At 65.9% G+C, this 13495-nt stretch carries 12 protein-coding genes and 1 tRNA gene; 5 read left to right on the top strand and 8 right to left on the bottom strand.

What is annotated here, in order from left to right; translation table 11 throughout:
- Positions 1-146: 146 nt before the first annotated feature.
- The 3 genes from QX070_RS13690 to QX070_RS13680 all read right to left on the bottom strand — a co-directional run bounded on the left by QX070_RS13690 (position 147) and on the right by QX070_RS13680 (position 3600).
- A complete protein-coding gene (locus tag QX070_RS13690) occupies positions 147-1103 on the bottom strand; it encodes an N-carbamoyl-D-amino-acid hydrolase (protein ID WP_315737556.1) in 957 nt (318 codons plus the stop codon).
- A gap of 75 nt (positions 1104-1178) precedes the next feature.
- Complete coding sequence (locus tag QX070_RS13685; protein ID WP_315737555.1) at positions 1179-2708, bottom strand: aldehyde dehydrogenase family protein; 1530 nt, start codon at positions 2706-2708, stop codon at positions 1179-1181.
- A 10-nt stretch (positions 2709-2718) separates the two neighbouring features.
- Positions 2719-3600, bottom strand: coding sequence for an NAD(P)-dependent oxidoreductase (locus QX070_RS13680; protein ID WP_315737554.1), 882 nt, complete (start codon positions 3598-3600; stop codon positions 2719-2721).
- 108 nt (positions 3601-3708) lie between these two features.
- Between QX070_RS13680 and QX070_RS13675 the strand changes: the two genes are divergently transcribed.
- From QX070_RS13675 to QX070_RS13665, 3 genes are all read left to right on the top strand, one after another.
- Complete coding sequence (locus QX070_RS13675; RefSeq protein ID WP_315737553.1) at positions 3709-4665, top strand: LysR family transcriptional regulator; 957 nt, start codon at positions 3709-3711, stop codon at positions 4663-4665.
- Between the two features lie 83 nt (positions 4666-4748).
- Entirely contained in the window at positions 4749-5072 is a 324-nt protein-coding gene (locus tag QX070_RS13670; RefSeq protein ID WP_315737552.1) for a hypothetical protein, read from the top strand.
- Between the two features lie 141 nt (positions 5073-5213).
- A complete protein-coding gene (locus QX070_RS13665) occupies positions 5214-5852 on the top strand; it encodes a hypothetical protein (protein ID WP_315737551.1) in 639 nt (212 codons plus the stop codon).
- 76 nt (positions 5853-5928) lie between these two features.
- Here the strand turns inward: QX070_RS13665 and QX070_RS13660 are convergent, their stop codons facing one another.
- From QX070_RS13660 to QX070_RS13645, 4 genes are all read right to left on the bottom strand, one after another.
- Positions 5929-6396, bottom strand: a complete 468-nt coding sequence (locus QX070_RS13660) for a hypothetical protein (protein WP_315737550.1) — start codon at positions 6394-6396, stop codon at positions 5929-5931.
- 99 nt (positions 6397-6495) lie between these two features.
- A tRNA-Gly gene (locus QX070_RS13655) sits at positions 6496-6569 on the bottom strand.
- Between the two features lie 417 nt (positions 6570-6986).
- A complete protein-coding gene (locus QX070_RS13650; protein WP_315737549.1) occupies positions 6987-7607 on the bottom strand; it encodes a TMEM175 family protein in 621 nt (206 codons plus the stop codon).
- A gap of 158 nt (positions 7608-7765) precedes the next feature.
- Positions 7766-8557, bottom strand: a complete 792-nt coding sequence (locus QX070_RS13645; protein ID WP_315737548.1) for a hypothetical protein — start codon at positions 8555-8557, stop codon at positions 7766-7768.
- 370 nt (positions 8558-8927) lie between these two features.
- On the opposite strand from QX070_RS13645, the gene QX070_RS13640 reads away from it, so the two are divergent.
- Positions 8928-10808 carry an acyltransferase family protein gene (locus tag QX070_RS13640; protein WP_315737547.1) on the top strand — a complete coding sequence of 627 codons (1881 nt, stop codon included), beginning with the start codon at positions 8928-8930 and terminating at the stop codon, positions 10806-10808.
- 6 nt (positions 10809-10814) lie between these two features.
- Here the strand turns inward: QX070_RS13640 and QX070_RS13635 are convergent, their stop codons facing one another.
- Positions 10815-12713 carry an acyltransferase family protein gene (locus QX070_RS13635; RefSeq protein ID WP_315737546.1) on the bottom strand — a complete coding sequence of 633 codons (1899 nt, stop codon included), beginning with the start codon at positions 12711-12713 and terminating at the stop codon, positions 10815-10817.
- A 168-nt stretch (positions 12714-12881) separates the two neighbouring features.
- On the opposite strand from QX070_RS13635, the gene QX070_RS13630 reads away from it, so the two are divergent.
- Positions 12882-13418 (top strand): hypothetical protein, encoded by a 537-nt coding sequence (locus QX070_RS13630; protein ID WP_409998842.1) that lies wholly within the window; start codon positions 12882-12884, stop codon positions 13416-13418.
- The last annotated feature ends 77 nt before the right edge of the window (positions 13419-13495 follow it).

Genomic DNA, 13495 nt, shown 5'->3' with positions numbered 1-13495 from the left:
ACGTCCGAGGTCACCGTGGCGCCGTGCCCACCATCGCGCCGCACACTCCGCCGCAAGACGGTGCACACGGCGCCATTGCGGTCTCACATTTGGAAACAGCACGGCTGCGCCTTTGCCCACCCTACGCAGTGTGCCAGCTGGCCGCATCACGGCTTGCGCACCGGCGAGCCATCCGCCATCAGCCGCTCGCCCTTGCGTTCGACGATCATGCCATAGGCTTGCGGCTGGCGGTGGACGTCGAAATTGAAGATCGTCTGCTTATAGGATCTGCACAAATCGAGGTCACAGCGCGCCAGCGCGATCTCGTCGCCCTTGGTGGCGCAGGCCGCCACGATCTCGCCCGAGGGTGCGATGATGCAGCTGCCGGCGATGTGGTCGATGCCCTCCTCGATGCCGCCCTTGGCGACGCCGATCACCCAGGTGCCGTTCTGATAGGCACCGGACTGCATCACCAGGCGGTTGTGGAACAGCGAAAGGTCGTCATGCTCCGGTGCGGGCGGATTGTGCACCGGCGTGTTGTAGCCGATCAGCACCATCTCGACGCCCTGCAGCCCCATCACGCGATAGGTCTCGGGCCAGCGGCGGTCGTTGCAGATCGCCATGCCGATGACGCCGCCAAAGGCGCTGGCGACGCCGAAACTTTTGCCCGGCTCGAAATACCGCTTTTCCAGATGTTGGAACTTGCGCCACGGCTCGTGCTCGGCATGTCCCGGCAGATGCACCTTGCGGTATTTCGAGACGATCGCGCCGGTCTTGTCGACGAGAATGGCCGTGTTGTAGCGGTGCACGATGTCGTCTTCGACCGTCAGCTCGGCGTAACCCAGGCAGAAGCCGATGCGCAGATCCTTTGCGAGCGCGAACAAGGCCTGCGTCTCCGGCCCCGGCATCTCGCGCTCGAAATAGAGGTCGATCTCGGCCTGATCGGCCATGTACCAGCGCGGGAAGAACGTCGTCAGCGCCAGCTCGGGATAGACGATCAGGTCGCAGCCATTGGCGTGCGCCTGCCGCATCAACGCCATCAGTCGCGCAACCACCGCGGTGCGTGTTTCGTTCTTGGCAATCGGGCCGAGCTGACCAATGGCAACGTTGACGAAGCGCGGCATGTTTCCGTTCCTTATTTCGGAACTAAGTGATCGTTCCGTGGCGCGCAGCTCTTGCACCGATCATGCCATGCCGGCTCAATCGCGCAAGCCCGGCGCGTAGCCGAACGCCACGGCCGGCTCGGCCGCGGTCTCGACCCACACGCTCTTCACCTGCGTGTATTCGTAGAGCGCCTCGACGCCGGAGGAGCGGCCATGGCCGCTGTTGTTGTAGCCGCCGAACGGCGAGGCGACGTTGATGGTCTTGTAGGCGTTGATCCAGAACGTCCCGGCCTTGACCTGTGCTGCGACGCGATGCGCGCGCGCGACATCCCTGGTCCACACCGCGCCCGCGAGGCCGAACTCGCTATCATTGGCGATCGCGATCGCCTCCGCCTCGGTGTCGAAGCGGATCGCGGCGACGACCGGACCGAACACCTCCTTGCGCGCGATGCCCATGGCGTTGGTGACGTTCTTGAGCACGGTCGGCTTGACGAAATATCCGCCGTCCTGCGCCACGCCAGTTGCGCCAGCGACGACCTCGGCCCCCTCCGCCGCGCCTTCACGGATCATCGACAGCACGTGATCATATTGCTTGGCGTTGTTGATCGGACCGATCTCGGTGTCCGCCGACAGCGGATCGCCGCATCTGATCTTCGCCGCGCCTTTCGCGACCAGATCGACGAAGCGGTCATAGACCGCGCCCTGCACCAGCAGCCTGGAGCCGGCGACGCAGCTCTGTCCGGCGCCGCCGAAGATCGCGGCCTGCGCGCCGACGGCGGCGCGTTCGAGATCGGCATCGGCGAACACGATGTTGGCGGACTTGCCGCCGAGCTCGAGCACCGACGGCAACAGCCTGCGCGCCGCAGCCTCGCCGATCAGCCGCCCGATCGGTACCGAACCGACGAACACGACCTTCCTGACCGCAGGCTGGCCCAGCGCGGCCTGCCCCGTGGTGTGGCCGAAACCCGCGAGCACGTTGACGACGCCCTTCGGCAGGCCCGCGCGTTCGGCGATGCTTGCCAGCGCCAGCGACGTCAGCGGCGTCAGCTCCGACGGCTTCAGCAGCACCGCATTGCCCATGCTGATGGCGGGCGCGATCTGCCAGCCCGCGGTGAAGATTGGCGCGTTCCACGGCGTGATCTGCAGCACCACGCCCATCGGTTCGCGACGCGTGTAGTTGAGATGGCCTGAAGGCACCGGGATGACGTCGCCGTGGAATTTGTCGGCCCAGCCGGCATAGTACTCGAACATCTCCGCGACCTTGGCGACCTCGCCCCTGGTGTCGCGGATCGGCTTGCCGGCGGACAGCGATTCCAAATGCGCCAGCGGCTCGGCCGCGGCGAGGATCGCCCGTGCCACCGCCTGCATCACGCGGCCGCGGCCCGCGGCGGTCAGATTCGCCCACTCCGCCTGCCCCGCCACAGCAGCTGCCGCTGCCTTGGCCGCCACGTCGGCGCCGGCATCGGCGTAGCTGAACAGCAATCTGCCGGTGGCGGGATCATTCACCGAGACTGTCGCGCCATCGCCGACGATGAGGTCACCGCCGACATGGGAGCCGACGGCCTCCAAGTCAGGCCAGAACGGCAGCGTCGCGGCGCGCAGGCGGGGATCGATGAAATGGGTCATGGCGGCAGGCTCACGGCTTCGCCATCGAACCGAGCCGCAGCTCGACGATGCGGTTGAAATCATCAGTGTCGGCAATGCTGGCGGCGCTGTCCGCCCAGATGCGCGCGGTGTCGGCGGCCATCGGCAGCGACAGTCCGAGCTCACCGATGAGCTGCGCCGCGAGCCTGACGTCCTTGCGCATCAGCTGCATGGTGAAGCCGGAATCGAAGGCGCCGTTGAGAATCCAATTGGGCACGTTGACGAGCGTGACGCCGGAGCGGCCCGAGCCGGCATTCAGACCTTCCAGCAGCCGCTCGGCATCGACGCCCGCCGCATCGGCGATGCGCAGCGCCTCCGCGGCGGTGAGCAGGTGCGCGGCGCAGAGGAGATTGTTGACGATCTTGGCGACGTTGCCGGCGCCGACGCCGCCGACATGGACGCGCTTGGCGCTCATGCGATCCAGCACCGGCATCACACGCGCCAGATCCGCGTCGTCGGCGCCGATCACCATGGTCATCGTGCCGCTCGCCGCGCCCTTCGGTCCGCCGCTGACGGGCGCATCGACGAAGCCCATGCCGCGCGCCTTGAGAAGGGCTGCGAGCCGGCGCGAGGTCTCGGGATGCGAGGTCGAGGTGTCGACGATGATGACACCGGCCCTGGCCTGCGCGAGGATGCCGCCGGCGCCCTCCACGACATCGGCGACGATGCCGGCGGTCGGCAGCGACAGGATGACGATGTCGGCGGCGGCGATCACGCCGCCAATGCCGTCGGCAATCGCGATGCCCTCGGCCGCCAGCGCCGCGCGCGTCGCGGCGAGCGCGTCATAGCCGGTGACGGCAAAGCCGGCGCCCTTCAGCGTCAGCGCCATGCCGCGCCCCATCTTGCCAAGTCCGATGATGCCGATCGCCGTCACGTGGCCTCCTGCCAGGATTTGCCTCGGCAGCGTAGCCGCACCAATCCGGAGCAGACATCAGCGCCCTCCGCCGCTAGTGTTGCCCTGAGGTCAACAGTTTCCGAAGCCATGTCCGCCCTGCTCGATCACCACCGCCTGCACTATCTGCACGAGGCGATCCGCCTCGGCTCGGTACGCGCCGCCGCGGAAGCGCTCGACGTCAACGCGTCGGTGATCAGCCGGCAGATCGCACTGCTGGAGAAGGAGCTCGGCCTGACCCTGCTCGAGCGGCTCAGCCGCGGCATCCGCGCCACCGAGGCCGGCGCGCTGCTGGTCGAGCGCTTCCGACAATGGCAGGCCGACCAGGCCGACACCGTCGCGAAGTTGCGCGAACTGCAGGGCCTCAAGCGCGGCCATGTCGACATCGTGCTCGGTGAGGGTTTCGTCAGCGACCTGATGTCCGGCCCGCTCGGCCGGTTCTGGCAGCGCCATCCCGACCTCACCATGGCGTTCGATCTCGCCGGCACCAACGAGGTCGTCAATGCCGTTGCCGAGGATCGCCATCACATCGGGCTGGTGTTCAATCCGGGCGCCGATCCCCGCATCCGGATCGCCACCGCGAGCCGGCAGCCGCTGTGCGCGATCATGCCGCCGGATCACGCGCTGGCGCGGCTCGGCCGTCCCTTGCGCCTGCGCGAGCTCGCCGACCACCCGCTCGGACTGATGCATCCGAGCTACGGCACGCGCCAGATCGTGGCGATGGCGGAGGCCGCCGAACGTATCGCTCTGTCGCCGAAGCTGACCACCAGCTCGATCAACGTGCTCCGCCACTTCGTCAAGAGCGGCCTCGGCCTGACGCTCTTGCCCGCCTTCTCGATCGCCGCCGATCTTGCCGACGGCTCACTCGCTGCCGTGCCGGTCGACAACCGCCTGCTGGCCTCGAGCGAAGCCTGCGTCATCACCCGGCGCGGCCGCGAGCTGCCGCATGCCGCCGGTCACCTGCTGCGCTTCCTGAGTGGCCAGATGCGGGCGTTCCGGGTCGGCGGAGCCGCCGGCAAGACCAGGACGCGCGGCGCCGGACGTTGATCCGCGCAGATCACCGCGGATCGTTTTCCGTTGCGCTCGCACGTGGGTTGCGATTGGATGTTGCAACCTCGGGAATCGACCTCATGCGCAACGTTCTCGCGATCGCGTTCGGCCTGTGGGCGGCGACAGCGGCCCAGGCCGAGACCTGCCGGTTCATCGGCAACCAGATCCTGTGCGACGACGGGACCTCGGGGCAGCGGATCGGCAACAACACCTATTGGAACGACGGCTCCTCGTCACAGCAGATCGGGCGCTTCACCTACAACAACGACGGCAGTAGCTCGCAGCAGATCGGCAACCACACCTACTACAGCGACGGCACGTCGGCGCATACGATCGGAAACACGACCTATTTCAGCGACGGCAGGACGTGCCGACGGATGGGCAACCGCGTCTCTTGCGACTAGGCGATTCGGCCAATGTGACCGACGCTGCAACGGCTTCTCGGAGCTGGAAATATTTGAAATAAAGGGAATTGAACCCTTGCATCGGGGCACGTCGGCTCCGGTCGACGGTCGTTCAACTGGCGTTTCACGAAGGTAGCCATCATGGAGTTCCGCTTTTCTTCAACGATCGAAGACGAGGCCTCACACGTCCGCTTCCAACTTGGAAATCTCGAATTCTTTCGAACCGAGAAATATGATGTGACCTGGCCAGATGCACTCAAAGCGGAGATCGAGCAAGGTATAGCTCAGTTTTCAGATGAGAGACTGCGCGACGCGATCGTGCGTCACGACTTGCCGGGCGCCAGTTTGGAGCGCGTCGTGCAGCCATGGCGGCGGGTGGAGGATCGATTTGCTTCCGATTTCGTTGCGCAGCTTACGCGACAGTTGCCAAAGGTCGTGCGCGTCCATGTCACCAAGTTTGGTCCGGGCGGGTCGCACAATGGCGCATCGATGGCGCCGCGGTTGGTCGTAAGCTATCCGGAAATGAAGGGATTGGATTTCAACAGCGTTCTCGTCCATGAGTTCATCGAAGTCTTGCTTTGGACAAGGTTCCGCAGCGAAGAAGCCAGACTGGGAAAGAGAGCCGCTCATGCCATCAAGGAAGCTGTCGTCGACAAGTTCTGCTCCTGCGACAACCTGATACCCGTCGTTGGGAGCTACAGAAGACAAGCGAGCTATTCCCAACTGCCTCCGGATTGGGAAGGTTGGCTACCAGCTAAAGGGCTGACGTGGAGTTCGTAGCGACCAGGCCAAATCTAGTGCGGCGTCATGCTGGCTGGCGTTGACGCAGCGGTGGTGACGGCTAACAAGTAAGAGGTCACAGTTCGGGCCGGCAAACAGTCAACCACCCGACGAATTCACTCCACGACCAAACCTTGACCGAAAACCCGGCGCGATGAATTCTTGCGGCGAGCCGGGTTTCGTTTGTTACCAAAACATCAGACTCGTCCGCAGCCGTTGCAGCTATCAGCGCGTCTTCCGCGTGCTTCGTATTTCCTGCCATGTGCGCGACGATTGAGGCGTTGACTGCATTGCGGCCCCAACTGCATTCATCCCACTCTGAAACGTCCCAAATTGCGCCGGTTGTCGATACCTTCCCAGCCAGTCCGTATATCTCCAACAAAGCAGCGCGCTTCGGCTCTGGAGCCAGCGACAGCTCATCGCGCTGAACGTGGGTGCTAACGAGCGTCAATTGACCGTCCGCGATGCGCTCCTGAATCGCTCCGATCACAACCTGATCGGCCGCAACCAGATCATGCACATTACTGTCCAGCATGATTCTCATGGATCAGTGTTCTATTTGAAAATGAATCGTCAGGTAAAATGGTTGCCACCATACTTGCCACCAAAGAGAACCTACCTTTGGCTAAGTGGCTGAAAATACTGGAGCGGGTGAAGGGAATCGAACCCTCGTATTCAGCTTGGAAGGCTGCTGCTCTACCATTGAGCTACACCCGCATCTCGGCGTTCCCTAACATGGTCCGCGGCGGGTCTCAACCTCTTCGGGGCGGGGTTTCGAAGCGGATGGGTCCCGGATCTGGCCTGATGGAACGGCCCGAAGCGATGGCAGCGCGCGACACCGAGACCGCGGCACGCCGGCGGCGGCCCGGTTCCGTAATCTGCCCCCTACCCTCGCCGGCCGGACCGTCCTATATTGGCGTGACCATCAACAACGAAAGGAGGTGATCCAGTGTCTTTCACCAAGCGCTGTCACCTCGCTGGGATCGCCCGCTGAGCGGCTCTTCATGAGCGACGTTTAAGGGCGTGATTCGTCAGCGGATTGCGCCATCGCGGCTTGGCAATGGGGCGGTCTCGGCCCTGGACCAGCGAGTTCAAGAACGGAAGCGCGGCGGGTCTCACGGCTCGCCGCGTTTTTTATGGCACCTCCGCCCGTTCCCCGGCGGACGGTGCCGGGGGCGCCGGCTCACTGCGGACGAACCGCCGCGCCAGGAAGCCGCCGAAGCCGAGCATCCAGAAATACTGCACGTACTCCGGTGCAAGCGCTGCGATCACGATGCCCGGCACGAACACGATGACGGGAAAGATCGCGCCGGCGATCTCGGCATGGCGGCCGCTTGGAAGCGCGAGCCACCACAGCGCGGCGTTCAGCGACGCAATGATCGTCAGATGCAGGCCATAGAGGACGGCCACCGCGCTGCTCAGCCTGTAGCCGCCGTAGAGCCCGTTGGTCACCGGCAGCAGCACGATCGACAACAGGAAGAACAGATTCAGGATGACCACGGGCCGGCCCGCAAACGGCTGCCGGGCCAGCCGCCGGTGGTGGCTGATCCAGAACACGCCGGCGATGATGAAGCTGAGGACCAGCCCGGCGAGACGGCCGGAATAGGTATGCGCCAGGTCGATCCAGCCGGGCATATGCGCGAAATTGGGCTTCGGCAGGTCGTAGGCGAGAAGCGTCATCGCCACACCGAAGATGGTGTTGGACAGCGATTCCAGCCGGCGCATCTCGAACAGGTGGGACTGAGGCTCTGTCATGTCGAATCGGAAGCGACCGCGGCGGGGAACGGAGATGAAGCCTCACGTTCTATAGCAGCTCCGGCGCCGCACCGCCCGACCTCGCTGCCGCCCTTGGGCGGCAGCGGTCACTTCACTCGCCACCCTCCAGACCACAATCGGCGATCGAGCGTCAGCCCTCACCGGCACGCATAGATGTGGCCATCGAAGCCGCGATAGCTGCGCGTCGCCGGGTTGTAGCTGCGGAACTGGACGCAGGCCGGCACACCCGCTGTGCGCAGCCGGGGCTTGTCCTCCGGATGCAGCCGGGCCGCGGTCGGGGTTGCGGCCGCAGGCCTCGCCATCACGATCATCGGCCGGCTGGCGACCATGCGCGATGTCCTGCCGCCATCCTTGACCGCTGCATCCCTGACGGCGACCACAACGGCCTGCGCCTGGGCCGCCTTGCCGGATGACGGCTTGCCCGATGAGGCCCTGGCTGGGGATGGCGTCGTCGCGGGCGGATTGGCCGCGGCCGTCTTGGCAGAGGACGGCTTGGCAGAGGACGGCTTGGTCGCTGCTGCCGCCGTCGACGGCGATTTCACGGACGGCTTGGTCAGGGACGGCTTGCCGGCGACTGGCTCTGCTGCGGCGGCCTTCGGAGCCGCATCCTGCTTGTCCGTAACTGCGGCCTGCTTCGGCTCAGCCGAGGCGGCGGATGTCGTCGCAGCCGCCTCCGCAGCCGCGACAGGCTTGACCTCGGCACTGGCCGAAATGTCGGCGCTGGCAGCCTGGCTCGGAACGGACGGCCCGGGATTGACCGACGCGGTCTTGTCGTCTGCAGGGATCTTGTCCTCGGCAACGGGCGCCTCGGCCGGCTTCTTGATCAGCTTCTTGCATTCCAGCGGGAACACCAGCTCGCCCGACGCCGTCAACCCGATCGGCTCGCATCCGCCGAACGGCCCGCTGTCCTTGCCCTGATCCTTGGCCACCTCGCCTGCGGATGGTGAGGAGCCGCCCGGCTCGGCGCTTCGCGCAAGCGAAACGCCAACTGCAATCTGAAATAGAACAACGCCGCACAACAATCCGGCCCGGCCGGCCTTCCGCCCCAATGTACGCATGACACGCTCGCTCGACGCATGAACTCCGACAAGGCCATCACGCCATTGAGGCAAGTCTGTGAAGGCAAGCCGCGGATTCCCGCTGCGATGTCAATTCGATGGCATTGTGTCCTGTTTGCACGACCGGACAGTGTTTGGCGTCCCGCATTGCAGTTGCAATTGGAGCGTGCCAGGGTCCGTCGCACGCGCCGCGGCTCGGCCATTCACGACGGCAGCGCATACGAGCCTGCGGACGGCCATCTTGAGTTCGACTGACTATCGTCCCGACATCGACTGCCTACGTGCCTTCGCGGTCACGTCGGTGATCGCGTTCCATTACGACATCTCGCCGTTCCGCAGCGGCTATGTCGGCGTTGACGTGTTCTTCGTCATCTCGGGCTTCCTCATCACGCGGATCATTCATGCCGAGGCGCAGGCCGGCACATTCTCGTTCGCTGCCTTCTACCGGCGCCGCGCCCGGCGCATCCTGCCCGCGGCGTTCGCGATGGTCTGCGCCACACTGCTCGGTGCGAGCCTGATCCAGCTGCCGCGCGAGACGGTGTCAACCGCCCATCAGGCGCTGGCCGTCCTGACCTTCTGCTCCAACATCCTGTTCTGGTTGCAACAGGGCTATTTTGACGCCGCGGCCATCACCAAGCCGCTGCTCCACACCTGGTCGCTCGGCGTCGAGGAGCAGTATTATCTGCTGTTTCCGGCGCTGGCGCTGGCCGTCTTTGCGCTCCGTCGCTCGCTGATGCTGGCGAGCCTCGGCGCCGTCTGCGCGGTCTCGCTCCTGCTCTGCGTGGTCCAGACCCGGATCCAGCCGGCGGCCGCGTTCTATCTGCTGCCGGCGCGCGCCTGGCAGCTCGCGCTTGGAGCACTGCTTGCCGTCGAGTCCGTTCCGGCGCTCCGCGGACAGTGGATGAGGATCGCGGTGGCCGCGCTGGGATGGATCGCGCTCGGCGCCTCCGCCAACGTGTTCTCGCCGCGCACGCCCTATCCCGGCGTCGCCGCGCTGCTGCCCTGCCTCGGAGCGGCCGCGGTGATCTGGGCCAATCCCACCCCGAGCAAGGCCGTGCTGACGGCCTTCAAGCCGATGATCATGGTCGGGCTGTGGTCCTACTCGCTCTATCTCTGGCACTGGCCAGTGGTCTCGTTCGCGGCCGCCATCTGGGGCCCGCCGAGCTCGATCATGGACAAGCTCGCGCTGCTCGGCGCCTGCGCAACGCTGGCGCTGACGAGCTTCTATCTGATCGAGCAGCCCGCCCGACGTGCCGCATGGCCGGTCACCGCACGTGCGCTCATGGCGATCGGCGCGACCGCGATCGGGGCCTGCGCGATCATGATCTGGTCCGCGGGTTTCCCCGCGCGCTTCTCGCCGCAGCAGCGGGCCTTGGTCGACTTCCTGAGCTACGACCACAAGACCGTCTATGAGGAGGGGACCTGCTTCCTCTACCCGGGCCAGACGTTCGACATGTTGCAGCCTGCCTGCCTCGTCGAAGGGACGCGCCCCAACATCCTGCTGTGGGGCGACAGCCATGCCGCACACCTCGCTCACGGCCTGAGGCGCGCGCTACCTCAAGCTACGCTGTTGCGCGCGACGCTAGCGCAATGCATTCCCCACGACGAGCCGGGACAATCGGCCGCCTGCGCCGACTTCAATGGCCGGCTGCCCGGACTGGTGCGCGCTCTCGCGCCCGACATCGTGATCCTGTCTGGCAACTGGACGCGCACGGCCATGGCGCCCACCGCACGCGAGAACCTGCTCGCCACGATCAACGCGATCACGCGGGCCGGCAGCCGCGTGGTGGTGATCGGGCCGAGCCCGCAATTCGATCGTCCACTGCCGGATCTCCTCATCGCGGCATCACGCTTCGGCATCTCCCCGGACGGGCACATGTTGGATACGTTCAGCGGCATCGACGGCTTTCTGCAAGCCCTGCTAAAGGATTTCCCGCAGACCGACTACGTGTCGCTGCTCACTCTTCTCTGCCCCGGCAAGGATTGCGTTCTGCAGACATCCAGCGGCGCACCGCTTGCCTGGGACGACGGCCATTTCACCGCACAAGGGTCCGAGCTTGCCGCCGCGCGCATCGTCGCGGCCTCGCCCACACTCGCGCCCTTCGCGCCCAAGAGCGAATAGCGCCACCTAATCGTCCGACAAGAACCTCGCGAACACCGGCGCGGCGCGCTCGCCCATGCGCTGGGCCCCTGCCACGGTGAAATGGCCGGCATCCTGGAACAGCCACACGCCACCCTCCACGACCGGGCAATCCTGGTCGCAATAGACCTCCGAGGGCCTGAGCAGCGTCACCTTGGCCAACGGCCTGATCGCCTCCGACAGGACGGCATCGATGATGCGGTTGGTCGCCACCGCCTCGCCCTTCGGCACGGCATCGCACGGCTTGGCGGGCGCATGCCAGCGCGGCCCCGGCAGCATGCGTAGCTGATCGAAGGCGCAATTCACCGGACGGACCTGGCCGCCGACGACGAGGAAATGCCGGCCCGGCCGGTCGAGCAGACGGATCGTCTCGGCAAGATGAGCGGCGACCGCGGCGTTGCGGGCCTGCGCTGCCGGCCCATCGCCGAGATCGAGATAATGCTGCCACGCCTGCCCGATCACCACGAAATCGGCCTGCGACTGCCGGATCCGCGGCAGCTCGCTGTCGCGCAACTCTGCGCACACCTGGGCCCGAGGTCCCTCCGCGGTGAGCCCCGCGAGCGTGGGACATCCGCTCATGGTGGAGACGTGCCCGATCATGCCGCGCGCCTTCAGCGTCGCATCGAGCGCGGCGACATATTGCTGGACGTAGGAATCGCCGAGCAGCTCGACGCCGCGCGTGCCGTCGAGATCGCCGAACGCGCAGAGACGGCCGAAGGTGCGGCCGCATTTGTTGAGGCCGAAGCCCTGCAGCTGGAACAGCGCGAGCTGGTCGTCGGGCAGTCGCGACACGACGCCGTTGGCGCGGAACGTCACATGGGTGAGCGCGGCACCCACGATGAGCACGGTCGCAAAGCTCGCCACCTGCGCGACCCTCGGCCACGGCAGCCGCCGCAGCGGCCGCTCGACGATGACGAACATCAGCGTGGTCAGCACCGCCATCAGCGCGAGCTGCGCCGCCAGTCCCGCCGCGGTCTGCGCCGCATCGCCGAAGATGAAGCGGACGAAGAAGATCACGGGCCAGTGCACGAGATAGAGCGAATAGGACGCAGCGCCGACGGCGCGAACCGGGCGAGCCATCACCAGCGACGTCGGGGCATTGGCCGCGATGATGACGGCTGTGGCGATGCAGGGCAGCAGCGCGGCGACGCCTGCCTGGGACTGATGGCTGCCGATGAGGAGAAGGCTGCCGAACAACAGAACGTCGCCGCAGGCGGCGGCGAGAGAGCGTGCGCGCGGCGACGCTGCCAGGCGGGCCTCGAGCGGAATGGCGAGCGCGCCGAGCGCGAATTCGAACACCCGGAACGGCGTCAGGAAGAACACCGCCTCTGGATCGCGCGGCAACCAGAGTGCGGCCGCGGCAAAGGACAACAACCCGATCGCCGCAATGGCACGGAACACATGCCGACGCGTACCGGCCCACATCAGGAGCAGCGGCGCCAGCGCGTAGAATTGAACCTCCGCCGACAGCGACCACAAATGCAGCAGCGGCAACTGATCCGCGCTCGGCGCGAAATAGGCGCTGGCCTCGCGCCAATATTGGATGTTGGCGATGGAGAGCAGCCCGTGGGTCGCCTCCTTGGCGAGCTGGCGCAGGGCCTCCGGCGACAGGAACAGCCAGCCGACCGCGAACGTCGCCGCTGTCGTCGTGACCAGCGCCGGCAGGATGCGCCGTGCCCTGCGCAGATAGAACTCCGACAGCGAGAACCGCTGCGCGGCGACGTCGCGCAGGATCTGCCCGGTGATGAGATAGCCGGAGATGACGAAGAAGATGTCGACGCCGGCATAGCCGGCCTCGAAACCCGTGATCTTCAGATGGAAGAGAATGACGATGACGACAGCGATCGCCCGAAGGGCATCGATGTCAGCCCGATGACTGCGTTCCAATGTCGTCCACTCCGCGCATTCCTCGAGGCGGACGAGTTGCGCAGACACGAATGGCAACAGCAGGAAACAGTCATGACGTCATCGGACCCATCCGATGACACCGCGCCGGCGATGCCGTGGCGGACGTGAAGGAAGTTTGCTGAAGTCGGCCGCAAGTTCGGCAATCCGTTGAACGATCAGCTCGAATACGGCAATCTGGCGGCGCTGAGGGACCATGCGGGGCTGAGGACGGTGATGAACCTGTTGCGAGGAGAATGGCGGGCAGCGTTCGCGGGAATAGCCGTCTCGGCGCTGCTGGCGGCAGCCACCGCAGCCGCGGCGCAAGCCCAGACGCCTGCTCCCGCGCCCGGTCCCGCTCAGACCACGGTCGAACGCAACGCCAAGGGCGTCGCCGGCAAGCCGATCCAGGTCGGGATCTATCTCAACGTCCAGCCCGACTGCTCGTCCGGCCCCCTTCCCTCCATCCGTCTGCTGACGGCGCCGGGCAACGGCACCGTCACGATCAAGCGCGGCAAGGTCAGCGCGACCAACTACAAGCAGTGCCTCGCCCTGGAGGTGCCGGGCTCCATCGCCTTCTATCAGTCGAGGGCCGACTTCGCCGGCACCGACACGGTGACGCTCGAGGTCAAGTTCCCGCAGGGCCGCACCGAAGTGCAGCGGATCATGATCAACGTCGGCGTCGGGCCGGCGGGGCAGAAGATCTGAGCCGCAGCGCATCGGCGACGCCGCCTCCCTGAGAAAAGGGCCACCTCATGGGCGGCCCTTTGCTTCTGCTTGTCCCA

The sequence above is a fragment of the Bradyrhizobium sp. SZCCHNR1093 genome (assembly GCF_032381175.1).
GTDB lineage: Bacteria > Pseudomonadota > Alphaproteobacteria > Rhizobiales > Xanthobacteraceae > Bradyrhizobium.
This window is presented reverse-complemented; position numbering and strand designations above follow the sequence as displayed.

What these genes read in the sequence shown, in the direction of transcription:
- QX070_RS13670 (WP_315737552.1), top strand. Translation starts at nt 4,749, where the DNA reads ATGCGCAACGTTCTCGCGATCGCGTTCGGCCTGTGGGCGGCGACAGCG.
- QX070_RS13660 (WP_315737550.1), bottom strand. Translation starts at nt 6,396, where the DNA reads ATGAGAATCATGCTGGACAGTAATGTGCATGATCTGGTTGCGGCCGAT.
- QX070_RS13675 (WP_315737553.1), top strand. Translation starts at nt 3,709, where the DNA reads ATGTCCGCCCTGCTCGATCACCACCGCCTGCACTATCTGCACGAGGCG.
- QX070_RS13650 (WP_315737549.1), bottom strand. Translation starts at nt 7,607, where the DNA reads ATGACAGAGCCTCAGTCCCACCTGTTCGAGATGCGCCGGCTGGAATCG.
- QX070_RS13690 (WP_315737556.1), bottom strand. Translation starts at nt 1,103, where the DNA reads ATGCCGCGCTTCGTCAACGTTGCCATTGGTCAGCTCGGCCCGATTGCC.
- QX070_RS13665 (WP_315737551.1), top strand. Translation starts at nt 5,214, where the DNA reads ATGGAGTTCCGCTTTTCTTCAACGATCGAAGACGAGGCCTCACACGTC.
- QX070_RS13685 (WP_315737555.1), bottom strand. Translation starts at nt 2,708, where the DNA reads ATGACCCATTTCATCGATCCCCGCCTGCGCGCCGCGACGCTGCCGTTC.